25 protein-coding genes are annotated in these 24,111 nt (G+C 43.4%); 18 read left to right on the forward strand and 7 right to left on the reverse strand.

Annotated elements, in window-relative coordinates; all coding sequences use genetic code 11:
• The first annotated feature begins 65 nt into the window (after positions 1-65).
• From HNR77_RS05800 to HNR77_RS05810, 3 genes are all read left to right on the forward strand, one after another.
• Complete coding sequence (locus HNR77_RS05800) at positions 66-1,532, forward strand: glycoside hydrolase family 1 protein (protein ID WP_184181628.1); 1,467 nt, start codon at positions 66-68, stop codon at positions 1,530-1,532.
• A gap of 176 nt (positions 1,533-1,708) precedes the next feature.
• Complete coding sequence (locus HNR77_RS05805; RefSeq protein WP_123066653.1) at positions 1,709-2,011, forward strand: ArsR/SmtB family transcription factor; 303 nt, start codon at positions 1,709-1,711, stop codon at positions 2,009-2,011.
• 140 nt (positions 2,012-2,151) lie between these two features.
• Positions 2,152-3,324, forward strand: a complete 1,173-nt coding sequence (locus tag HNR77_RS05810) for an MFS transporter (protein ID WP_184181630.1) — start codon at positions 2,152-2,154, stop codon at positions 3,322-3,324.
• A gap of 9 nt (positions 3,325-3,333) precedes the next feature.
• Here HNR77_RS05810 and arr read toward each other — a convergent pair whose 3' ends face one another.
• Both arr and HNR77_RS05820 read right to left on the reverse strand, forming a co-directional pair.
• Entirely contained in the window at positions 3,334-3,750 is a 417-nt protein-coding gene (gene arr / locus HNR77_RS05815) for an NAD(+)--rifampin ADP-ribosyltransferase (protein WP_184181631.1), read from the reverse strand.
• 187 nt (positions 3,751-3,937) lie between these two features.
• Positions 3,938-4,864, reverse strand: coding sequence for a LysR family transcriptional regulator (locus HNR77_RS05820; protein ID WP_184181633.1), 927 nt, complete (start codon positions 4,862-4,864; stop codon positions 3,938-3,940).
• 157 nt (positions 4,865-5,021) lie between these two features.
• Between HNR77_RS05820 and HNR77_RS05825 the strand changes: the two genes are divergently transcribed.
• Positions 5,022-5,768, forward strand: a complete 747-nt coding sequence (locus HNR77_RS05825; protein WP_184181635.1) for an acetoacetate decarboxylase — start codon at positions 5,022-5,024, stop codon at positions 5,766-5,768.
• A 13-nt stretch (positions 5,769-5,781) separates the two neighbouring features.
• Positions 5,782-6,819, forward strand: coding sequence for a ketopantoate reductase family protein (locus HNR77_RS05830; RefSeq protein WP_184181637.1), 1,038 nt, complete (start codon positions 5,782-5,784; stop codon positions 6,817-6,819).
• An 81-nt stretch (positions 6,820-6,900) separates the two neighbouring features.
• Here HNR77_RS05830 and HNR77_RS05835 read toward each other — a convergent pair whose 3' ends face one another.
• Complete coding sequence (locus tag HNR77_RS05835) at positions 6,901-7,611, reverse strand: MerR family transcriptional regulator (protein ID WP_184181639.1); 711 nt, start codon at positions 7,609-7,611, stop codon at positions 6,901-6,903.
• 151 nt (positions 7,612-7,762) lie between these two features.
• On the opposite strand from HNR77_RS05835, the gene HNR77_RS05840 reads away from it, so the two are divergent.
• Positions 7,763-8,650, forward strand: a complete 888-nt coding sequence (locus HNR77_RS05840; protein ID WP_184181641.1) for an alpha/beta fold hydrolase — start codon at positions 7,763-7,765, stop codon at positions 8,648-8,650.
• Positions 8,651-8,793: 143 nt separating this feature from the next.
• Here the strand turns inward: HNR77_RS05840 and HNR77_RS05845 are convergent, their stop codons facing one another.
• Positions 8,794-9,450, reverse strand: a complete 657-nt coding sequence (locus HNR77_RS05845) for a TetR/AcrR family transcriptional regulator (protein ID WP_184181643.1) — start codon at positions 9,448-9,450, stop codon at positions 8,794-8,796.
• Complete coding sequence (locus tag HNR77_RS05850; RefSeq protein WP_184181645.1) at positions 9,443-10,645, reverse strand: MFS transporter; 1,203 nt, start codon at positions 10,643-10,645, stop codon at positions 9,443-9,445. Before HNR77_RS05850 ends, HNR77_RS05845 begins: the two co-directional genes overlap by 8 nt.
• 139 nt (positions 10,646-10,784) lie before the next feature.
• Here HNR77_RS05850 and HNR77_RS05855 point away from each other — a divergent pair, with 139 nt between their 5' ends.
• The 6 genes from HNR77_RS05855 to HNR77_RS05880 all read left to right on the forward strand — a co-directional run bounded on the left by HNR77_RS05855 (position 10,785) and on the right by HNR77_RS05880 (position 17,438).
• On the forward strand, positions 10,785-11,537 hold the full coding sequence (locus HNR77_RS05855; RefSeq protein ID WP_260410331.1) for a class I SAM-dependent methyltransferase: 753 nt from the start codon (positions 10,785-10,787) through the stop codon (positions 11,535-11,537).
• A 64-nt stretch (positions 11,538-11,601) separates the two neighbouring features.
• Positions 11,602-11,790 (forward strand): hypothetical protein, encoded by a 189-nt coding sequence (locus tag HNR77_RS05860; protein WP_184181647.1) that lies wholly within the window; start codon positions 11,602-11,604, stop codon positions 11,788-11,790.
• A 253-nt stretch (positions 11,791-12,043) separates the two neighbouring features.
• Entirely contained in the window at positions 12,044-12,745 is a 702-nt protein-coding gene (locus HNR77_RS05865) for a response regulator transcription factor (protein ID WP_184181649.1), read from the forward strand.
• On the forward strand, positions 12,745-13,989 hold the full coding sequence (locus HNR77_RS05870) for a HAMP domain-containing sensor histidine kinase (RefSeq protein ID WP_184181651.1): 1,245 nt from the start codon (positions 12,745-12,747) through the stop codon (positions 13,987-13,989). The genes HNR77_RS05865 and HNR77_RS05870 overlap by 1 nt, the downstream gene beginning before the upstream one ends.
• Before the next feature lie 112 nt (positions 13,990-14,101).
• On the forward strand, positions 14,102-14,794 hold the full coding sequence (locus HNR77_RS05875) for an ABC transporter ATP-binding protein (RefSeq protein ID WP_184181653.1): 693 nt from the start codon (positions 14,102-14,104) through the stop codon (positions 14,792-14,794).
• Complete coding sequence (locus HNR77_RS05880) at positions 14,787-17,438, forward strand: ABC transporter permease (RefSeq protein ID WP_184181655.1); 2,652 nt, start codon at positions 14,787-14,789, stop codon at positions 17,436-17,438. Before HNR77_RS05875 ends, HNR77_RS05880 begins: the two co-directional genes overlap by 8 nt.
• 71 nt (positions 17,439-17,509) lie before the next feature.
• Here the strand turns inward: HNR77_RS05880 and HNR77_RS05885 are convergent, their stop codons facing one another.
• The gene (locus tag HNR77_RS05885) at positions 17,510-18,127 is read right to left on the reverse strand and encodes a TetR/AcrR family transcriptional regulator (RefSeq protein ID WP_184181657.1); all 618 of its coding nucleotides are present in this window, start codon (positions 18,125-18,127) and stop codon (positions 17,510-17,512) included.
• A gap of 139 nt (positions 18,128-18,266) precedes the next feature.
• On the opposite strand from HNR77_RS05885, the gene HNR77_RS05890 reads away from it, so the two are divergent.
• From HNR77_RS05890 to HNR77_RS05915, 6 genes are all read left to right on the forward strand, one after another.
• The gene (locus tag HNR77_RS05890) at positions 18,267-18,512 is read left to right on the forward strand and encodes a hypothetical protein (RefSeq protein ID WP_184181659.1); all 246 of its coding nucleotides are present in this window, start codon (positions 18,267-18,269) and stop codon (positions 18,510-18,512) included.
• A gap of 2 nt (positions 18,513-18,514) precedes the next feature.
• Positions 18,515-18,652: an alpha/beta hydrolase gene (locus HNR77_RS05895; protein WP_184181914.1), complete on the forward strand. Its 138-nt coding sequence runs from the start codon at positions 18,515-18,517 to the stop codon at positions 18,650-18,652.
• A 273-nt stretch (positions 18,653-18,925) separates the two neighbouring features.
• Positions 18,926-19,633, forward strand: coding sequence for a response regulator transcription factor (locus HNR77_RS05900; RefSeq protein WP_184181661.1), 708 nt, complete (start codon positions 18,926-18,928; stop codon positions 19,631-19,633).
• Positions 19,634-19,674: 41 nt separating this feature from the next.
• Positions 19,675-21,060: a sensor histidine kinase gene (locus HNR77_RS05905; protein WP_184181663.1), complete on the forward strand. Its 1,386-nt coding sequence runs from the start codon at positions 19,675-19,677 to the stop codon at positions 21,058-21,060.
• 115 nt (positions 21,061-21,175) lie between these two features.
• Positions 21,176-21,892, forward strand: coding sequence for a hypothetical protein (locus HNR77_RS05910; RefSeq protein WP_184181664.1), 717 nt, complete (start codon positions 21,176-21,178; stop codon positions 21,890-21,892).
• A gap of 255 nt (positions 21,893-22,147) precedes the next feature.
• Entirely contained in the window at positions 22,148-23,047 is a 900-nt protein-coding gene (locus HNR77_RS05915) for a cation diffusion facilitator family transporter (protein ID WP_184181666.1), read from the forward strand.
• Positions 23,048-23,312: 265 nt separating this feature from the next.
• On the opposite strand, the gene HNR77_RS05920 is transcribed toward HNR77_RS05915, so the two are convergent.
• Positions 23,313-23,651 (reverse strand): cupredoxin domain-containing protein, encoded by a 339-nt coding sequence (locus tag HNR77_RS05920; RefSeq protein WP_184181668.1) that lies wholly within the window; start codon positions 23,649-23,651, stop codon positions 23,313-23,315.
• Positions 23,652-24,111 lie beyond the last annotated feature (460 nt).

The following is a 24,111-nucleotide window of genomic DNA, read 5'->3' on the forward strand; positions in this document are numbered from 1 at the left end:
CTTTCTATTGTACAGGAGTTTTAAATTTAACGTTATATTTACACAAAAAAAGGAGAGAAACCATCATGACAAAAACAACAAAACACACATTTCCTAAAGGCTTCCTATGGGGCGGCGCTACCGCTGCCAACCAGCTTGAAGGCGCATTTGACGCTGACGGCAAAGGACTTTCCACCTCTGATATGGCACCTTATGTGCCGCATGAGGAACGGAATGGCAAGGATTTCACGTTTGACGTTAATTCCGTGGAGCTGGAGCAATATTTGAGCGGCAACACCGATGTGTATTTCCCGAAACGTAATGGCGTAGATTTCTACCACCGATACAAAGAGGATATCGCCTTGTTTGCAGAGATGGGCTTCAAAGTATTCCGCCTTTCCATCGCTTGGCCACGAATCTTCCCGACAGGAGAAGAAGCGGTTCCTAACGAAGCAGGGCTTGCTTTCTATGATAAAGTGTTCGACGAACTGTTGAAATACGGCATTGAACCGCTGGTTACGATCTCGCACTATGAAATGCCAATTGAGTTAACCCGCAAATACAACGGCTGGGAAAGCCGCGAGATGATTGATCTGTATTTGAAATTTGCCAACACGCTGTTTGACCGTTACAAAGATAAAGTGAAATACTGGATTACCTTCAATGAGATGAATATGATGCTGACAAGCCTGTATACGGGCGGCGGCATTTTGGAAGATAAAATCAAGGGCACACCGGAACAAGTAGCCTACCAGGCAACGCACCATCAGTTTGTAGCGAGTGCGCTTGCTGTGAAAAGTGGTAAAGAAAAAATGCCGAACGCTCAAATCGGTTGTATGATCTGCCGTCTGGAGACATACGCTGCATCCAGCAAACCGGAAGATGTGCTGCAGACCATGAAGGAAGATCAGATGAATCTGTTCTATCCGGAAGTACAGGCGCGTGGGGAGTACCCGTCCTACATGCAAAGATATTTTGAAGAACAAGGCATTGAACTGGTGAAAGGCCCTGAAGATGATGCGATTATCCGCGACAATACGGTGGACTTTATTGCATTCAGTTATTACATGACGTATATCGGAAAATACGATCCGAACGACAACAGCAACTCCGGTATGCTGGTAAGTCAGATCAAAAACCCGCATCTGAAAGCAACCGAGTGGGGATGGCCGATCGACCCAATTGGTCTTCGCATCGCGCTGAATCGCTTGTATGACCGCTATCGCATGCCGCTCTTCATTGTGGAGAATGGACTGGGTGCTACGGATACGCTGGAAGAGGACGGATCGGTGCATGACCCGTATCGCATCGATTACCTGCGCAGCCATATCGAGCAGATGAAGGAAGCAGTAGCTGACGGTGTGGAACTGATGGGTTTCACAAGCTGGGGACCGATCGATATCATCAGCTGCTCTACTTCCGAGATGGGTAAACGTTATGGCTTTATCTATGTAGATCAGGACAACGCGGGCAATGGATCGCTTGAAAGAACCCGCAAAGATTCATTCTTCTGGTACAAACAAGTGATTGAGTCCAATGGAGAGATTCTTTAATTCAATTGCAATCACGACTCATCATTTTTAGCCCAAATTAGTTTAATACAAATATAAGAAGGCTGCCCCCTAAGGCGGTCTTCTTATATTTGATCTCACATCCCTGAAGTCTGACCAAAAAAATCAATAAACCATTTTAAATTGACATATCGCAAAAGATCGATATAATAATGATTATGAATCCAATTGACATTTTAAAAGCTGTCTCGAATGAATCCAGGTTTCAGATCTTACAATGGCTCAAAGAACCATACGAGCATTTCAAACCCCATGAAGGAGTGGATATGAACGAAATAGGGGTATGTGTAAGTCAAATAACCGACAAACTTAACATGACACAGTCAACGGCTTCCCAGTATCTTACGATATTGCAGCGGGCAGGGCTGATCACAACAAAACGGATAGGCAAATTTACGTATTATCAGAGAGACGAGGAAGCGATAGCTGAATTTACTCGTTATATGATGAGTGATATGTAAGTTGCAGCTGAGTTCTTACCAAGAATTCAGTTTTTTTTCAGCCTATTATATCGACAATTCTTAATATGTCATTCTGTGATTATGTATATCTATAATTTTAGATATAACATTTTATTAATTTATCAAGGAGTGGTGTTCAATTGAGGTCGTCAAGTTCGAAAGTTTACATTTTGGCAATCGTTAGTTTTTTGGTCGGGACTTCCGAGTATGCTTTATCAGGTATTTTAGATAAGGTAGCCGCCTCTTTGGATGTCTCACTGGCTGCAGCAGGTCAGCTAATCACCATTTTTTCTTTGATCTACGCTCTGTGTACACCCATTTTAATGGCGCTCACCGCGAGTATGGACAGAAGAAAGTTAATCGTTATCAGTATGGGCATATTTGTTGCTTCCAATATTCTTGCATTTGTCCTGCCAGGATATGGACTCTTTGTCGTTGCTCGTATCCTGATGGCGATTGGAGCAGGAGTTGTCGTGGTCACTGCTTTGAACATTGCCGCTAAAATTGCACCGTCAGGTAAACAAGCAAGTGCTATTGCTACAGTGGTCATGGGTTTCACAGCGTCATTAATCATTGGTGTTCCGCTCGGGAGAGTCACAGCCGATACTCTGGGTTGGAAATCGATTTTTGGAGGAATTTCGATTTTAGGAATTTTGGCTATAATCATTCTTTATCTCGTAATTCCACGTATTGATGGGGACGTGCCTGTGCCGCTCAAGCAGCAGCTAAGTCTATTGAAAAAACCTAAGGTCGCGTTAGGCTTGGCGATCACTTTCTTTTGGCTGGGTGGTTACTCTATCGCTTATACTTATCTTTCACCTTATTTACTTCAAGTATCAGCATTAAATGAACAATTTCTCAGTGGAGCTTTGCTTGTATTTGGTATAGCAAGCATGATTGGTTCCAAACTTGGTGGCCTCAGTGCGGATCGGTGGGGAGTTAATCGAACATTATTCGGTGGATTTACACTGCATATTATCATGCTGATCCTGTTATCCGTTGTAACCCATACATTAGTGGGCGTAATAACCGTACTTTTGTTGTGGTCCTTTTCCGCCTGGTCCTCCGGTCCAACGCAACAATATCATTTAACGACCATTGAACCGGAAGCTTCAGGAGTGATGCTAAGTCTTAATCAGTCCATGATGCAGCTTGCTATGGCAGCTGGCGCTGGTATGGGAGGAATCGCGATTGAAATGTTCTCTCTCTCATCGATAACCTGGATTGGTGCTGGCGGGATTGCGATCGCAATCATGGCATTGATCGTCCTAAATAAAGTGAATGTCGCTGCAAAAGTGAATGTCAATCATTAATTAGAGTGATTAATCATATATCACATTTTTACCTTCTTCACTCAGCTTTTGCAAAGAGGCCACCATATGATCAATTTCTTCATCGGAGTGTCTTTCCCATGAACCTAATTCGGCAACTATTTTTAGCGGTGATTTGGATCGATAGGAGCGAGTGGGATTTCCAGGGAACCTTTTATCCGTTACATTGGGGTCATTTTCGAAATCTCCTAATGGCTCGACAATGTAGATTCTTTCCTTTGCACTCGATCGAGCTAGTTCAGCACCCCACTTGGCGGCATTCAAGGTTCCAGTGAAGTAGATGTGATTCGACTTTTTGTCTTGATAATTGGATAAAAATTGTGGCTCTAATAAATCGCCAATGTTTAATTCTGCTTTTGTACCGTGAAAAAAAGGACCTGGATCCAAGACATTTTTTTTGTCATCCATACGGACACACCTCTACTTTTTTGGATTTGTATTTAGCAGTATAGTGTACGAATCACCAAAAAAACAGTCTATAAAAGAGGATAGAAAAAAGGTATAATTGAAGTAGAGAACGAGATGTGAATCAGAAGAAGCTGTACATTTATTATTCCCATCAAGACCGATCATAAATCCCATCAAAGCCGCTAATTCAGCGGCTTTTTTTATTCAAATCTGGATGGGGCACGTTGTACGTTTTTTTGTACGCCGGAGTATTCAAAGTGTAATAAGAGGTAATGAAGTCACGAAATTGCGACACAGCCGGGGAGTGATTGCGATGTTTAGTCCAAGATAAGCTGATAGGATACACCGAGGACTCGTCAGCTATAGATACATAATGCAAGCCAAGATTATGGCAAACGGAAATGGGCAGTAATGCAACACCACGATCCATCCTGATAATCTCCATGAGCGTGTGTGAATCCACCTCAAAAGCGAGATGAGGCACAAAACCAGCCGTTTCACATAGTGTCATTGTAAAACGGCGGTACTCATCGTTGTCAGCGAGTGAAAGGAAGGATTCGTTAGCAACTTTATGTAGAGAGATTTGCTTTTCCCCACCATATTCATGTGCGGACGGCAAAACGAGAACAATATCTTCCTCCACAAGCACACAACTTTCAATATCCTCATCCTGAATCGGATAACCTGTGATCCCCAGGTCAATCTCTCCCTTTTTCAACTGCATAATAATATCACTCCGGCTTGCAATACCTTGATGAAGCTGCGAATCAGGGAACTCTTCAATGTACTCGCTAATCAGCCCCGAAAGAAACCTTGAATTCGAGATCGCAATACGGATCAGCCGTGACAGTTCATCATGCTTTTCCTTTAATGCCAGCGTAGCATTTTCCAGCTCCACAAAAATTCGATTGACATGTTTTAGCAGCACTTCACCAGCCGCATTCAGCTCAATATGTCGACCTTTCCGATGAAACAGCGCTGTCCCAAGCTCGTCCTCCAATCTCTTGATCGTAAGACTCAGCGAAGGCTGAGCAATGTTTAACTGAGCTGCGGCTTTGGAGATATGTTCCGTATAAGCGACGGTTTGAAAATATTTCAGTTGAAGAAGCTCCATTCATATGCACTCCTTATTTATTTTGATAAATATATATAGTGCTTATTATGTATTATATTAAATTTAAAGAAAGATGTAGACTTTATTTATAGCCAATAAACAAATAAGCCAACAACACAATCAACCAATAATTTAATGTAAAGGCAGGTGTCTGTTTATGAAAATCGATGTGCACAATATTGCCAAAAATCTGAATACACCTTTAACAGCCCCGGCATACCCAATGCCACCTTATAAATTCGTCAACCGTGAATATCTGAACATCATATATCGGACGGATGAGCAAGCTTTACGCGCAGCCGTTCCCGAGCCATTGCAAATCACCGAACCGCTGGTGAAATTTGAAGTGATGTGGATGCCGGACGTTTCTGGACTAGGTGCATATACCGAGGCAGGACAAGTGATTCCGGTTCAGTTCAATGGCGAAGAGGGCGATTATGTGCATTCAATGTATGTGGACAACTTTCCTGCAATCGCCAGCGGAAGAGAGTTAACGGCTTATCCGAAAAAACTCGGCGCTCCCAAGCTGTATACGGACTCTGATACACTCGTGGGCTTGCTGGACTACGGATCACTGCGCGTTGCCACAGCAACGATGGGTTTCAAACATGTGGAGATGGACAAAGAGCTTGCGAAAAAAGAAATCTGCCGTCCCAACTTTATGATCAAAATCGCTACGGATTATACAGGTAATCTTCGCATCTGTGACCTGATTCGTACCCAAATTACCGATATCGAGGTGAAGGAGGCATGGACAGGCCCGGCCCGGCTGCAGCTATTTGAGCATGCACTTGCGCCTTTGGCAGATTTGCCGGTGCTTGAAGTCGTGTCCGCTTCCCACATCCTGACGAACTTAACGTTGAATGCAGCACAGCCTGTATATAACTATCTGGAACAAAAATAAGGAGGTTACACATATGAGAATTGCGATTGTAGGTGCAGGTTCACTAGGAACTATCGTTGGAGCTTATCTGGCCGATGGTGGAATGGATGTAGAGTTAATTGATGCGTACCAGGAGCATGTCAATGCGCTTAATCAGACGGGTGCGAGAGTAACTGGAACAACCGAGTTTCAGTCCAAAGTAAAAGCAATCACCCCTGAACAAAAATCAGGGAAGTATGATCTTGTACTGCTATTGACCAAACAGCTATACAATGAGTCCGTGCTGAATGCACTGCTGCCATTCTTGCATGCGGAAAGCATCGTATGCTCTCTCCAGAACGGGATTCCTGAAGATAGCGTAGCATCCATTGTAGGAGCTGAACGGGTCATCGCGGGTTCGGTTGAATTTGGCGCTACATTCATGGAACCTGGCGTATCCAGTCTGACCACGGCGTATCCTCAATTCAAGCAGTATGCGTTCCAGATCGGAGAATTGAACGGAGCAACGACCGAGCGAATTCAGCGTGTAAAAGAAGTGCTGGATCTGGTTGGCGGTACACATATCTCGGATAACCTGGTAGGAACCAAATGGTCAAAACTGCTGATCAACAATGCTTTCAGCGGCTTGTCCGCTGCACTGAACGGGACGTATGGAGATATTCTGGATCATGAGACAGGTATTCGAAGTGCTGTTCACATTATTGACGAAACAATCAAGGTTGGACATGCAAACGGTGTTTCTTTTGTCACCATGAACGGATTCGATATGGCTTCACTGGAGCTGCAGAGCGAAAACGAAATCCCGGCACGTATTCAAACGCTGCGCCAGGTAATGGAACCTTCCAGATTGCTTAAAGCAAGCATGCTGCAGGATCTGGAGAAACAACGTAAAACGGAGATTCATTACATCAACGGCGTAGTTTCGAGCAAGGCAAAGGGTACAGGGATTGCAACACCGTATAATGATATGGTGGTTAAACTCGTCGAAGCCGCAGAAAAAGCACAGAACGTACCTGAGTTTGCAACCAACATTCATGCTTTTGAACAGCTTTTGAATGTGTCACAGGCTTAGACTTAAACGATAAACAATAAAAAAGCTCTCCACCTCATGATTACGAGAAAAAATCATGGGTGGAGAGCTTCTTTTGTTTTCTTATGAATTCATTTTTTGGTGAAAGTGTATATAATTCATCAGTTCTGCAATTCCTTTTAATTGAAGGAAGAGTTGATTGTTCAGCTTTTCCAATGCTAATTGAAAGGAATGTTCAATTTTATCATATTTTTGTGTGTCTATATCGTTTAATAATTTCTTCACATTTTCGATATAATAAACGGTTTTTCTCAAACTGCTTATGATCAGTATTTTCCGAAGTTCAGATATCGAATATATTCTATAACCGTTTTCATTATTTCTTTCGGAATGGACTAATCCTTCGTTTTCCCAATGGCGGATCGCTGAAGTATTTACTCCCGCTATTTTGGCGGCCTCTCCAATACGCATATATTTATTTAATTTCACATTTTTATATTGCTTAAATTCACCATGCTGAATCATAGTCAGGATTTCTTCCACTCGCTGTTTCTCCACTTGTATCTGGAATTGCTGTTCATTCACTAACCAAAGAGCTTCTTCACACCTCGAACGTTTAATCATTCTCATCGCTTCATATACAACAGGTATATTATACCCTTTTAACAAGGCTCTGACGGTCGTAAAAGCATGGAAGTGAATCGATGTATAAAAACGGTGATTACTATTCGTTCTCGGTACAACTGGAATGAGGTCTTGTTCTTCATATCTTCTCAACGTTGTTGTACTAACATGTAAGGCGTTTGCAATTTGTTTAGGGGTATATGTCTCCATGGATTGACTCCTTATTCAAGTAAAACCTTCAAGTGCTACGATAACATAGTTTGAATAAAAACCCCAATAGATAAAGGGAAAATGCCGGGAAGCCGAAATATTGCATGAATGTTATAAGATATATAGTACAAACAAGTGAGGAGTGATAAATATGGAGAAGAACATAAAACTTATGGATGAATCAGAATTAAAGGTTGGCTTGGTTGGGAATTCTGACTCTCCTACAATCATGCTTCCGGTTGCTAAAGAATCTGTATGTGGACAAGAGGCTGAACACTTGAAATTGTGGGGAGTAGACCCCGAATCAGGAAAACATTTTATTGAGGGACTCATGGACAAGTTTCGGATTCTATATTTTGACTATGAGGGACACCGTCTGCAGAATCCGAACCCTGATAATCTCACACCCGAACATATAGTAAAGGATTTGTTAACCATTGCGGATGAAATGAATGTTAAGAAGTTTAGCTATTACGGATATTCCTGGTTAGCTTTAGTCGGGTTACAATTGGCGATTCGCACGGATCGATTAGAAAGCTTAATCATGGGTGGTTTTCCTCCAATAGAAGGTCCATATAAAGAAATGATGGCGGTAACATATAAAACATACGAGCAAGCTCTGGGTAAAAAGAATTCTCCTGATATTAAGGGACATGATCATATGAATCCAGAAAAGGTTGATTGGGATAACATACAAGTAAAGATCGACACGAACCAAACTAAACAATTTGTTACATTATACGAAAATCTGATGGATTTTGATGATCGTGAAATTCAGCATAAACTAAGTATTCCAAGATTGGCATTTGCCGGGGAGAAAGACACGATAGTTTATGGAGAAAACTTTGGCAGTGTAACCGTAGATATCATCGGTATACTTCAAAAAAATAAGGAAGTGTTAGAACACCTTGGATGGGATATAGAAATCATAAAAGGAAATGATATGGATCACACCAGAGCCATGCAGCCTGTAACGGTGGTATCGCTGATAAAACACTGGTTGATTAAATGTTTGAATAAGAGTGAAGAACTGAGTTGACTAGGAGACAGATAGAGTTAATGCAAGAATGGCTATAGCCACAATTGAAGAAAAAGGGTCACTTCATGACCCTTTTTCTTTTTCAGCATAAAATCTGAATGCCTGTTTTCATATCATATTTTGTTGGAGGTGTTGTGATCAATCTATTCGTTCATTCTTTCTTCAGTACTATTATTGCTTGCAAACTGCAGCAGCATATCGACCAACTGCTTTGTCATCTGATCATCCAGTTGATGCAGTTCATGAGATCGATGTGTAAACATTTTCTGCAACATGCCCATCATCACCGTAAATATGAACTGAGCCAGCTTAAGCGGAGGTGTAGCATTACGGATGCTGCCGTCGGCAACTCCTGAGTTCAGCGCTTCCAGCAAAAAGTGGTTCTCTTTACCGTTTTGGATAAACCGTTCATAGGTATCTTTCAGTTCTTGCTTAAAATGAACAACTTCATAATTGATATCGAACAACTGGATAAAACGAATATGGTCAGGATTCATCTTGGCAAAAGAAACCCATGCGTTCAGCATTGTAGCTAGTTGTTCACGGCCACTACCACTCGGCTTTGCAGCTTGTCTTACATGATCCGTCATGGTTTCAACCAATTGCATCTGAATAGTGAGCAACAGCTCATCGATCGATTGAAAATGTTTATAAAAGGTCACCCGGCTAAGATTCGCCTCGGCGCAGATGTCCTTGATCTTCACTTGAAGCAGTCCATGCTTTAGAAACAGTTGCTTGCCAGCTTCAATCAGCTTATCTCTGTGCTGGTTTTTCAACTGCTGATGCCAACTCTCATTCACTTGCATACCGGTTTCCTTTCCTGGAACGTTGTGTCTTCAGCGTAAGTGATAACGCCGCCAGTAACATAAAGGCACCAAAAATATACGGGAAGTTCACGTTTTTGTCAAACAGCAGACCGGCAACGAGAGGGCCAAAGACGGTTCCCAGACTGGAATAGGTCGTATTCAGACCAGAGGCATAACCTTGCCGATCTCCAGCGTTTTGCGAAATTAGCGAGCTGACAGTTGGGCGCAGAAATGCATTAAAAGCAAAGTATAGTGCTGACGCAAATAATAGAAATGCCAAATTAACTTTAATTAACATGAGCAAAAGGGCAATCGGGGTCATGATTAAGGACAGACGGATGAGCTTGATTTCGCCCAACCGTTTCACAAAAAAGTCCAGTAGCCAGATTTGGATCACGATGCCTATAATCGCTCCCATGGTAATGATAATCGAGATGGTTGAAGCATTAAAGCCATATTTATATTCAGCAAACAGCGAGAAGACGGTCTCATAACTCATCAAACCGAAGGTCATCACCAGAATAATCAACAAGTATCCGAAATAAGGCACCTTGAACGAACTCCAGATTTGCTCGCTCATGGCGAACCCTTTTTTCTTCGACGTTGAGATCGTTCTTTTTTCAGGCGGAAGAGTCTCCGGCAAGAGAAGGGTAAGAAGTGCCGCAACCAAACCCAAACCGGAAGCGACGAAATACGGCATACGCACACCCATCTCGGCAATAAAACCGCCCAGACCTGGCCCAAGAACCATACCCAGGTTCATCGATGCACCGAAATATCCCATCCCCTTGGCACGGGTCTCCGGGGTTGTAATATCGGCAACATAAGCCAGATTGGCTGGAACCATCAGACCTAGACTGATTCCCCCGATGAAACGAGCGATATAGAGAAGAGGCAGAGATGTGGATACCGCAAAAATAAGATCAGACACGACAACCAGAAACATGCCTGCCATAATCAGCTTTTTACGTCCAAAACGGTCAGCCCATTGTCCTCCGAGCGGCGAAAATAGAAACTGGGCTGCACCAAAGGCCGCGACCAGAAAACCAGCAACGGTGCCCCCTGCATGGAACAGCTTGAGATACTCCGGTAAAATCGGAATCAGCATCCCTTGGCCTAATAAAGCGATAAATAGATTTAACATCAAAATAAACATTGGAAAGCGGGTGGATGGTGTCATCGTGCTCATATGTTTAAATTTCTCCTTCTCCATCATTTACATTTATTATAATGGTATACAATAAGTTAACCTTTACTCGATGTAAACTATTATATTGTGTTATGATCACTGTTGTAAATACATTGTTATGGAAGAAGGTTGAGACGTATTGATTGATCACAACAATCAGGAAGAGTACCTGGATCCAATGAACTATGATCTGGAATTTGGCGGCGAAACTGATAAATACGAATTTTTTCTTCAACTTGCCAAGAAATATCCGGGGCACGTGCTGGAGCTTGCTTGTGGAACCGGACTAGCCACACTTTATTTAGCCGAAAGAGGTGTTCGAATCACAGGAGTGGATATCGTGGAGCCCATGCTAGCCTATGCGAGGGTCAAAGCAAAGGAGCTATCGGTTGAGTTTCCGGCTGAATTCCTTGAAGCCGATGCTCGTACGTTTGAGACGGATCAGCGGTATTCCATGATCTATCTAACGGGGAATGCATTTCAGGCTTTTTTGAGTGATGATGATCAGCAAGCATTGCTGCAAACCGTGTATAACCTTCTGGAGCCCGGCGGTATATTTGCATTTGAAATGCGAAATCCAGACGGTAATGATTTATCTGATGAAGAGGAAGAGAGCTGGGGCACATTTGTTGATGTTGATGGTGTTACCGTCAAGGTATCTGGCACCCAGACGTATGATGCCGAGAACCAGATCATGCACTGGGTAACCATTCGGGATTGGGGACATCGGCGTACGACGTCACGCATTGCTTGCCGATTTACAGATGTGCAGTCCCTTCAGCAGTTGCTGGACAAGCAAGGGTTTATTGTTGAACATCAGTATGCAAACTGGGATCACACGGCGTTTCAACCCTCAAGCCCGATGGTCATAAGTGTGTGTAAGAAAGGGTAAGTATGCATTGAAATGATTGAAATGATGGATTGAAATTACATAAGAAGAAAGGGGAATGTTTGATATGACAACAACATCCAAGACTTGTAACGACTGTGGAGGTACATCCTTTGTCGAAGCAACCGACTTTATTAATTTGCGGCCTTTGGATAAAAAGCTGTCGCTTGGTTCTGAACGCGTATATACGATCTGTCTGAACTGTGGTGAAGTTGTTTCAATTAAGGTGAAGAATCCGGAGAAGTTGATGAAATAAAATGAGTCTCGGGAGAGAGTGCAAAAGGAACCCTGCACCTCTAGCACGACTTGACCGTTTGATCATTTCTCGTCAAAGGCAACCGATAAATACATCGGTTGTCTTTTTTTGTTGTTTTTCCCGTGAGCATCGGAACATCTTCATACAACAAACGGCAAACGAGCCCCTCCTTGTATTTCAAATGTGACATTTAGTAGAATGATGAGGCAAATACACTTGGATTTAAGAGGTTACGCTAGGATAGGGGGCAGCAATGAATCGCATTTTACTTGTTGAAGATGATGACAATTTTGTGTTTGGAATAGAGTATACGTTAACCAATGAAGGTTATGAGGTCACTCATGCGGGAACCTTGAAGGAAGCTCGCGATGCTCTTGTGCAGAACGAAATAGAACTTATTTTGCTCGATATTAACTTGCCTGACGGAACGGGATATGAATTATGCAAGGAGATTCGTGTGAAATCACAGGTGCCGATCATTTTTCTCACCGCGCTGGATGAAGAGATGAATGTGGTCGCAGGACTTGATCTGGGTGCTGATGATTATATGACCAAGCCGATTCGTACCAAGGAGCTGCTTTCCAGAATCAAGGCTGTTTTACGACGACACTCCCGCCCTGATCAGCATTCAAACATTTGGAAATCTGAGGCGTTGGAAGTTCGCGTGCTGGAAGGAGTTGTTCTCAAAAATAAAAAGGAAGTTCCGCTGACAACGCTGGAGTTCCGGCTGCTTCTTATGTTAATGTCCCATCCCAAACAAATATGCAGTAGGACATCACTCCTTGAGAAGTTATGGGATGTTTCTGGCGAATTCATTGATGATAATACGTTGTCCGTTCATATACGCAGATTAAGGGAAAAGGTGGAGGAAACGCCCGCCGCGCCTACGTATATTGTTACGATTCGTGGAGTTGGATACAAATGGAACGCTGAAACGACAGGAGCGTACCGCTGATGAACGAAGTCATCCGTAATCCGGAATGGAAATCTGTTTTCACCAAATTCATTCTTGTTCAATTAGGCTTGACTGCAATCATTTACGTTGTGATGAACCTGCAGATCCAAAGCATCAATGAAACGGTTGTCAATCAGCATGCGGCCTTTGTTGGGCAAGTATTAAGCAAACAGCCACAACTCGAAGAGCAGCTCATTCACAATATCACTCAAGGCTCAGACCAACAGGATCTTACGTTAGGTAAACAAATATTGTCTCAATACGGGTATACGGAGCAAATGAACATTCAGGATCAGCCTGCCCTGTCGGGCACAGCATTACCTGGGAATACAGCGTTGATCTTTTTCCTGTGTGGTATCCCGATTTTAATGCTTTTATTTTGGGAGTACCGCAAGCTGTTTTCCAGAATTCGCGTTGTAACGTATGCAGCGGAGCAGGTGGTGGAAGGTCGATTCGATACATCTCTGCCTGAGAATACAGAGGGAGACTTCAGTGCCCTCGGCCATAGCTTCAACATGATGGCAGAAAGATTAAGCCATAGTGTAGATCAGCTAAAGCAGGAGAAAACATTTCTAAGCCATCTGCTTACGGATATATCGCATCAACTCAAAACACCGTTAGCTTCCCTGCTTGTGTTTAATGACAATATGCTGCATGACCCACATATGAAAGAAGAGATACGAACCACTTTCCTGGAACGAAGCAGGCAGCAGATTGAACGGATGGAATGGCTGATTATCAGCTTGTTGAAGCTGGCAAGAGTGGAAGCGGGAGCTATCGTTTTTCAACTGCAAAACATTAGACCCAAAGACATCATTGAATCCACTGTGCAGACCTTGCAGCCCTTGGCGGAGCAGAAGAAACAGACGATCATCGTTCAAGGCGGCGAAGGCATGTTGCTGCATGCAGATGAAGAATGGTTAACCGAGGCGATTATTAATCTGACTAAAAATGCGCTGGAGCACTCTCCCGTATCAGGCAAAGTGTACATTACGATGGAGGACGAGGGATTGTTTCACTCTATTATCATCCGGGATGAAGGAGAAGGAATTAACACGGATCAAATTCCTCATGTGTTCACCCGATTTTACCGCGGAAGAAGTAATGCCAAACCCCACAGTACCGGGGTAGGTCTGTCCCTGACGAAGTCTATTATTGAAGGTATGGGTGGAACCATCTCGGTATCAAGTGAACCTGGAAAGGGAGCCGAATTCCGAATTACTTTCATGAAAACAGTATATTAAGAGGAAGCTTACAATAACGTAAGCTTCCTCTTCACTTTAACGTAAGCTTCCGAGCCGATAATAACCCATATGAATACATCAATTGTTCAAGCTCTTGAAGGAGGCACATGCTTTGGAGATTTTAAAAACGCATGATTTATGTAAAACATACGGAAGCAACGACGCCAAAGTCGATGCACTGAAACATATTAATTTAACGGTTCAACAGGGTGAATTTGTCGCTATTGTTGGTGCCAGCGGTTCGGGGAAAAGTTCGTTACTGCATCTGCTTGGCGGTGTGGATCGTCCAACCAGTGGACAAGTCCATATTGATGGGACAGATTTGTATTCTCTGAACGAGACGGATTTAGCAATTTTCAGAAGACGAAAGATCGGATTCATTTTTCAGGCCTATAACTTGATTCCGGTTCTAAGCGCAGAGGAAAATATTAAACTGCCTATGCTGCTTGACCATCGTCAAGCCGATGAAGACTATGCAGACGAACTAATGAACGTACTGGGTCTAAAAGATAGAAAGCATCATCTCCCTAACCAGTTGTCGGGTGGACAGCAGCAACGCACAGCCATTGGACGAGCCTTGATTAACAAACCTTCGATCATTCTGGCTGACGAACCGACGGGGAATCTGGATAGCAAAAACAGCAAGGAAATTGTAGATTTGCTCACCTATTCGGTTCGAAAATACAATCAAACCTTAATCATGATTACACATGATTCCAATATAGCCCGGAGAGCGGATCGGATTGTGAACATTAAAGACGGGGTTCTTTTCGATCAGCAATTTGAGGGTCAGCACGATGCATAAGTACACGGGACTCACGGAGAAATATTTACTTGGCCAGAAAAAAAGATCCATTCTCACCATTGTTGGCATTATTCTATCCGTAACGCTTCTTACTGCTGTCGGCACACTTGCCATGAGTTATCAGGACAAGCTGGTACGTCAGACGATTCAAGATTACGGTAATTATGAGGTGTCCTTCAATGGGGTTCCAGGCCAAGATGTACCTCACATCGTAAATCAGGCCGTCATAGGCAGTGCGGGAGTCATACATCGTATTGGTTATGCAATCATAAGTTCCACGAGTGAAAAGGAGCAAAAGGAAAACCCGTTTGCTGCGCCGTATCGTTATTTGAATGTGAAAGGATACGACTCGCAAGCCATGTCCAAGCTTCAAGTTCAGTTAGAGAGTGGACGCTTGCCACAAAAGCCTAATGAAATCATCCTGTCATCCTGGAGCCTGAATACTTTCGCTTCGAAACCAGCAATTGGAGATAAGATAACGCTAAACCTGGGAGATCGGATCGAAGCTTCCACTGGAAAGGTGAAGAGTGCGAACTCCGTTGGTGATTATGGGTGGGACCTGGATGAGAAATTCAAACCGCGCATGAAACAGCAATATACCGTCGTCGGTGTGATGAAACCAGCCAAAAATGTAATGTGGTCATCCACCTTTATCTATTCAGCAATTACGTATGATGATCATCAAAAAATCGATCCTTCTCAGACTTTCTTTATCTATGCAACCATGAAATCAATGGACAACATAAAGGATAAAACGGAAGCCATTCTGTCGTCCTTGGGTTGGGAAAGTGTAGATCAGGATTCAGCTCAGGAGCTGAACCGGGAATCGATAATTAAAAATATTCGGATCGAATATAACAATGAATTGCTCAAACTGTTTGGCAAGAGTACCTATACCAATGTTAATCAAAGTTCAATGTATGCATTAGCAGCCGTTGTTCTTATCATTATGGGATGCACAAGCGCAGTTATTTACAATACGTTTCATATTTCAGTGCTCGAACGCATTTCTCAATTTGGCATGCTGCGATGTATCGGTGCAACACCCTCTCAGATCCGCAAGATTGTATTCAAGGAAGCAACGGTGCTTAGTCTGATAGCCATTCCGATCGGTTTATTTACAGGAACCATTTTGATGAAAGTTTTATTCTATAACATCAGTTTCCAGACATTAGGTTTTCTGAACGATATGCACATGATTATTTCAGTGCCTGTTCTACTAGCGGCTGCCGGTTTAGGACTGATTGTTGTCAATGTGTCAGCGCTGGGTCCGGCGAAGCTGGCATCCAGCGTCTCACCACTTGAAGCACTGAAAACTTCAGGCAGCACGGTGGTTGAGCAGGGGGATTTCAAACGCTTGTCCTTTGCTGGAAGCAAATGGCTTGGATTCGAAGGGCGGTTTGCCAGTCGAAATATTCGGCGGAACCGAAAGAGATTTCGCATTACGGCATTTTCGATGATTATCAGCATTGTCATGTACATTGTGTTTAGCGGCTTGGTGAGCGTTCTAGGCACAACTTCTACATCGGGCATCAATTACTCTTACTCCTTGGACTATCAGGGTATGAAAAAACGTATCCCTAATTCGGTTTATAACAAGGTGGCTACACTTGATGGAGTTAAACAAGCCTATCCTTTTTACAATCATCAGCTCCAGGCGATCATTCCCAAAGAGAAAGTGAATCCGGATTATTACCAGCAGCGAAAGGAAATGTACTCCGTTGAAAAGGAAAACGGATATCGGACGGGCAACAATTTTTTGATGTCTTTCGGTATAAACGGACTTCAGGAGCTTCGTCCCAAGCTCACTTCCGGAAGCATAGATGCGAGCCAAATGAACGACGAGAACGGTGTAATCATCATTCAGAAAATCAGCATGACCACAGAACAAGGAACGAATATGATCATTGATCAAACCCGTTTCAAGGTTGGGGATAAAATTAGAGTCCGGTCAATGGATGATAAGCAGTCATACAAAACCGTTACTGTTGTCGGGATTGCAGATCAAGGTCCTCTCTCTGATAAATACTCCGAAAGTGCGATTATTCAAATGATAACAACACCAAAGGTGATTGAAAACATCACTGGTGATAACACCTACGACAGAATTTTCATTCAAGCCAATCCTGAGACAGATAAAGGGGCAATTGTAGATTATTTCAAAAGCCTTGTCCAAAAGGATGCAGGGTATAGTTACCAGAATCGGGTAGAGGAAATGAAGCAAGCCCGGAACGATGCGATGACGTTAAATATTTTCCTATATGGCTTCATAGGTGTCATCTCAGCCATTGCGTTCCTGAATATTTTGAATACGGTGAGTACGAATCTCATTCTGCGAACCAAAGAGTTTGCTGTATTAAAAGCCATTGGCATGACTCAGAAGGAAATTCGCAAAATGGTGCTGCTGGAAGGCATGTTCTACGGCATATTCGCAGCGATGTATGGAAGCCTGCTGGGAACAGCTTTAAGTTACGGCGTATCTTATCTGATGAGAAACGCTGTGCAGATGGAATGGTTAGTCCCATGGAGCAGCATTCTAATCGCCAGTGCAGGAGCCATTGCAGCTACACTGTTAGCTACATATTGGCCGCTCAGACGGCTTGAGCGCATTCAAATCACAGATGGTTTGCGTGGGGAAAACTAACCGCGTCAAAGAACCCTCGTTGCTGAGCTTTCGAGCGAAGCGCGGGGGTTCTTTGACCTTCATAACAAGATCTAAGATAAGGTCACGCCTTTGAGAAAAACACGTACAATCTTCTCCGCCAGGACGTGATGCGACTCATATTTCTTCATATCATGTTCGCGATTGCCCATTAACATTAACGTAGAGAACGCCTCTGCCAGAAATAACGGATCCTCCTCGCGGAACATCTGCTGCTCCATGGCAAGCTTGAAATGCGCAGCCAATACTACATGAATCTGATGCTCCGCCTCTCGAATTGCATGAATGTGTGTCTCCTCCAGCAGCGGCTCTGCTTCTCGCATCATCGTTTCAATCTGGCCATGCGGATTGGCGAGCCGGGCCTCGGCTAATTGAATTAATCCATCCTGCAAATGCGCTGCTTCCTCCAGCATACGCGCGGTAATTTTTCTTACATTCTGCAGCATCGTTGTCATGGCCGCCTGGAATAGATCAGCTTTGCTCGCAAAATGATAATATATGGTCGGTTTGGATACACCGCATTTCTTGCCAATCTGCTGGAGTGTTACCGTCTCGTATCCAAATTCTTTAAAAAGGGTGGAGGCAGTATAAATAATCGTTTGCTGGATGGAAATATCATTGTCCGTCTGTTTAGGTCTGCCCCGTAAACGTTTAGGTACTTGTGCTGGCATAGATTCGTACACGCTCCTTCATCAATATTTTATGTTAAAAGATACATTTAAGCAAAGAGGCTTGTAATTTTACTTACCAGTAAATATAATAAAAATCGTCAAGGAATACGATAAGTTATAAAAGGTGGGTCATCAGGTTATGGCGAAGACAGCAGCGCGCAGGAACAGACGGAAAAAATTTGCGATATGGGCCAGCGTGATCATTATTGCCTTGGTTGCAGGATTGTTTGCCTATTTGGCATCCGTAACCTACAGCCCGTCCAAACAAGCAGAAGCCGCAATGAAAAGCGACGGCAAGGTGCTTGTAAGTGAAATCAGGCATGGGTACCAATTTGAACCGAAGAATCAGGATATCATACAGCCTAATGTTGTTTTTTTACCCTAAGCATTGAAGGCAGAAATCATGGTCAATTTGGCTCCTATGGCATGCAGAAGGGAGATAATACACCTCAAATTACAGAAGAAGAGCAGCTTCAGCAGGTGGTTCATGCCCTGGAAGTGTGGTTTGAGAAATGGAATAAATAAATATACAACTGTTCCAACTAAAAAGACTCAAGGCGATAAACCGATCGAGTGGTTTATCGCTTTGAGTCTTTTTTTAACGTCTTCGGAATGCACCGCATTGCATTTGTCTCCTTTCCGTTGGTTTCTTTAAGTTATGTTTGAAACAGAGCAACTTGAACCAGGAAGCCGATGTTTTTTTGACAAAGCATTGTTATAGTAAAGACATTGAGTTCTTAAGCGATGAAGGATAAGCAGAAAATGAATGTGCGGATATACCGAACTGGAGGAAATCCCTTGAAGAAAATTCTAGTGATCGATGATGAAATTGCAATTCGAGATTTAATTGAGCTGGTGCTTAGACGAGAAAACTATGATGTGCAGACCGCAGAGGATGGCAGAGCTGGCCTGCAGCTGCTGGACTCCTTTCAACCTGATTTAGTAGTGCTTGATCTGATGCTGCCAGATTGCTCCGGATATGATTTGTGCAAGGAAATTACGGGAAAACGCGCCATTCCGGTGATCATGCTTTCTGCCAAAAATGAGATTATAGACAAGGTACTGGGGCTTGAGCTGGGAGCGGAGGATTACATGACCAAACCCTTTGACAATCGGGAATTGCTGGCCCGCATCAAGGTCATTCTGAGAAGAAACGAGAGCAGGGAGGACACAAGTGAAGGAACAGAGGTGCAATCGACACGCATCATTCATGAAGAGCTGACATTTGATCTGGAAAGCCGAAGGGTGATGAAAAATGATATCCCTGTGTCTTTAACAGCCAAAGAGTTTAAAATTCTGGAAACGCTGCTGAAAAGGCCTGACAAAATCTTTACGCGGGATGAATTGTTACAGATTGGATGGGGTTATGACTTTATGGGAGACAGTCGCAGCGTAGACATGACCATCATGCGTTTGCGGAAGAAGCTGGAGGATAACGCGGATGATCCGAAGTATGTCAGAACCATCTACGGTTTTGGCTATCAGCTTGGAGGTGGGCCGGTCTGAAGTATGCAACACGGTTACTGCTGAATTATTTATTTTTCTCCGTGCTTTCCTTTGGCATCATCATATTTGCAATCAACAAGGCGATTGATTACTACAGCTTCGTTACCATTGAGAAGCAAATGACGGAGAAAGCCGATCTCTCCGAGTTGTCCTTCCGAGAGGTTTTATCACAGCACAGGTCATCATCTGGAGAGCCGCAGACCAAGGAGATTGTCAGACTTGCTCTGGAGAAGCTGAAAGCTTCTGGCAAGGAAGTACGTATCTACGACAGTTCCAGGCAGCTGCTGGGCCTGGCTGTAGATGGCATCATCATTAATGATGGCAAACCGATTGTTTTTGCAAAAAATATAGAGAAAGCTCTTGGCGGCAGCTATGCCTACACGGTTACGGATGATCATCTGCTTTATTTTGCGACTCCGATTCAGGACCAATACTACCAGAACGCTTATGTGTATGAGTTCGTTGAGGATATATCGTACTTTTATACAATGATGGATCAGATACGTTATATCCTGTTTGCAGGTGCAGGCGGATTCATTGTGCTGATTACCTTATCCAGTCTCTGGATTGCACGCAATACAACCAAACCGGTCAAGGTACTGCTCGGCGCTGTGCAAAGCTTCTCCAGACAGGAGTTTCGCAGAGTGCATCTGAAGCGGAAGGATGAGCTTGGCATGCTGGCTGAAGGGTTAGACCAAATGGGGAAGCAGCTTCATGATTACATTCAGTACCAGAAACAATTTGTCTCCAATGTATCGCATGAGCTCAAGACACCCTTGGCAGCCATTCGCGGTTTCTCACAATACCTGTATGAAGGAGAGACGGAGGACAAGCAGCTTCATAAGATCTATGCTCATCTGCTGCAGGAATCGGATCGACTGACCCGTTTGATCAATGAATTGTTATTACTATCCCGATTCGACAAGGCTGGTTCTGACGAGCTGGAGGTCGAGAAGACAGAAATGAACGAGCTTATTCAGCAAGTCGCTATCAATATGGGAGGCAAGGCCAAGGAAAAAGGAATCGCAATCATAATCAACAGAGCAGAGGCAGCAACGCAGGGTGAGGGTACAACCAAAATTTATGCGAACGTAAACCCCATGCTGATGTCTCATGCGATCGCTAACCTTGTGGACAACGCCATCAAGTACTCGGAAAATCCGTCACAGATTGAAGTGCAGATCGAACATACTTCGAGTGAAGTGGTTATACGGATATGTGATCAAGGCATCGGCATCGCGGGAGATGAGCTGGAGCGAGTACAGGAACGTTTTTACCGGGCAAAAAATGCAAATACAGCGAACGGTTCAGGTCTTGGTCTGTCCATTTGCAAAGAGATTGTGGCACGGTTTAACGGATACATCGACATCGAAAGTGAACTGGGAGAAGGCACGACCGTTACGATTGTTTTGCCTCGAACATCATAAATCAGCCCGGTCAAGTAACGTTACAAGATTGATACAATTCTGTTATGAGACTAACAAATGCATTTTTTATAATCACTTCATAAGAAGAAATCACACACATTATGGAGGGATCATGATGAAATTAACAAACCAATCTGCAAGTCTTATCCTGCTTAGTGCTTTACTAACGATGGCACTGACGGGCTGTCAGTCCGGTAACTCCAATTCTCCAGCTCCTGCACCGAACTCGGCTGAACAAGGTACATCGAATGAACAGAACAAAGGCGAAGGTGCAGCAAATTCCAATACGTCTCCTTCCGAAAGTTCCGAGGGAGAGGGCGGTGAAGTCATTAAAGAAGGTTCGATGGAGAAGGAAGGCAACGTGGTGCTGAAGGAGCTTGCTTTTGTCTATAACGAGCACACTATTGCGATCTCCGATACAGCGAATGAAGAGCAGATGGAACAGATGCTGGGCAAACCGGATAACCTGAAATCTCATACCTACAGCGCTGACGATGGAACGAATATGGACACATTAATCGGTTTTACGGAAAAAGTGTACTCGTATCCGGGTCTGGAGATCAAAACAATCAGTATACCGGAGGGGAAACAAGACTCCATCTTTCATATTGAAATAACAGAACCCACATATACGACAGCGCGGAATATTAAAGTAGGAGACAGCCTGGATACACTAAAAAGTGCTTATCCTGAAGGGAAATTGCTCGGTGACGGAGCCCCGAATGAAGAGGACGATTTCCGTTACGAGCCGTCCAACTATGTGGATGTAATGTCGTTTCATATCAAGGATGCGAAAGTGGAGAGCATTCAGATTTATACGCTTCTGGATTAATTTTTGAATGATGTTTAAAGCTAATTTATAAAATTTGTTTAAAAAACCTGCCCGGAGACGGACAGGTTTTTTAAATTGTCAAAGACAAGGGACACAAGTTTTCCAGACGCAACTTTTTTGGTTTCTCGTTAAACTCTTGCCGCCCTCAGACTATGTTGTCTTACACTTAAAACGTTTCTCTAGACCCACACAAATGTTCAATGATACCATCATACGAGTGTTAGTAGAGTTGAAGATTGCAGGAGGAATTTGAAGGTGGATCAGCAGAGATACGATAATTTAAAACTCGGGGAGCGCGGGGCGATCATCAGTATCGTCTCTTATATATGTTTGACTGCACTGAAGCTGATTATTGGTACTATGGCGGGTTCCGAAGCGCTCAAGGCAGACGGACTGAATAATGCAACGGACATCGTGGCATCTATTGCGGTGTTGATTGGCTTGAAGCTTGCACAGCGTCCAGCAGACAAAGATCATACATATGGGCATTGGAGAGCAGAAACGGTGGCGTCTCTGGTTGCTTCGTTCATTATGATGGCTGTCGGACTTCAAGTTTTGTTCGAAGCCTTCGGTTCTGTTTTTCAAGGCAAACATGAATCCCCCGATCTTCTTGCGGCGTATGCCGGGGTTTTCTGTGCGGTGATTATGTACCTGGTTTATCGTTACAACAAGAGGCTGGCTACACGAATTAAAAGTCAGGCTGTGATGGCTGCCGCACGGGACAATATTTCGGATGCATGGGTAAGTATCGGTGCAGTCATCGGGATTGTAGGCTCACAATTCGGTCTGCCTTGGCTTGACCCGGTAACGGCGATTATCGTCGGTTTGCTGATCTGCAAGACGGCATGGGATATTTTTAGAGAGGCTACACACCATCTTACGGATGGCTTTGATGTTGAATTGATTGAGGAATATTGTGATACGATTGCCGGAATTGATGGTGTCGAGACGGTGAAGGATGTACGGGCACGTAATTATGGCAGCAATGCTGTAGTGGACGTTGTGATCACGGTTCGAGGTGATTTGGACTTGCAGCAGGCCCATGATATCTGCACAGATGTCGAGAACGAGTTGCTGGAAGAACATGATGTATATACGGTGCATGTGCATGTAGAGCCTGAGCCCGAGCAGGAAAGTGTCAAGGAATCCTTGTGATCATAGAGAATCATATACACCCGAGAAGAACGTGAAAGGGGCTGTCCGATAAGTCATAAAATGGCTAGGATCAGTCCCGCCAGGTGTATCTGGAGGATGCCAGTCAATTCCAGTACACAGAGGCACGGCATAGGCCAGACAAGTTCAGGTTTGTTGATTTTGCCCGGCGTAGGGGATACAAGTTAATACTAGTCTAAAAAGGAGAGTACCTTTTCACTATTTATTGGTGATTAAGGTACTCTCTTTGTGATTAGTACGAATTAAATTATTTTACGACTACTGAATAATACATCCAGTTTCCATTACCAAAATCAGCTCTTATAACCGTAACCCCTGGTCTGAGAGCATAAAACGCATAATCGTTATAGGGTTCTATGATAACGCTCCCATCGGTAGTGATGATCTGAAATGAATAGCCAGTAGCCCAAGTACGTTGGCCGACATTTAAATTAATAACTGCTCCAAAATCCTGATAGGGTTGTATCACTGGTGAAGGAGAGGATGCAGCTTGACTCATTGTAGAGTTGTCTGAAGCAAATGATGTTGATCCAACAGAAAAGCATGCAGCAACAGTTAACAATCCAATTAACATTTTCTTTTTCATATTAAGTGCTCCTTTTCTATTATTTGGTTACAAGTTTAGTATAGAACAATAACAAATATTTGTAAATATAAGTATTATATTACATTTTATTTAAAATATAAAATAACTTTTTGATTGAATTAAAATCCGAAGATCTTCCATCAAGAACAGCTTAATGTCAACGTTCTTCCTTCTTGCCTGAGCACATGATCAAAATATATACGAGTCTAAGGAGTAAATGGATTGACATCACGATATGGAAGGGGCAAAGGTTAGAGTATGGGAAGAAATCAGAAATATCACGACCCACGGTACAGGCAATCCGAATCAAAATACGATGTTTCTTGAAAAGCGAATCGATCGGGAAAGTCGGGGAAGGTGTTTCCGTTACTTCTTAAAATCAGTACAAAAAAAGAAAAATTATTTCTCTTTTTAATTTAATTTTGGAAAAATACTTCATTTTAATGTGAATTCTGCTATA

It is taken from the genome of Paenibacillus sp. JGP012, from assembly GCF_014203995.1.
GTDB lineage: Bacteria > Bacillota > Bacilli > Paenibacillales > Paenibacillaceae > Paenibacillus > Paenibacillus silvae.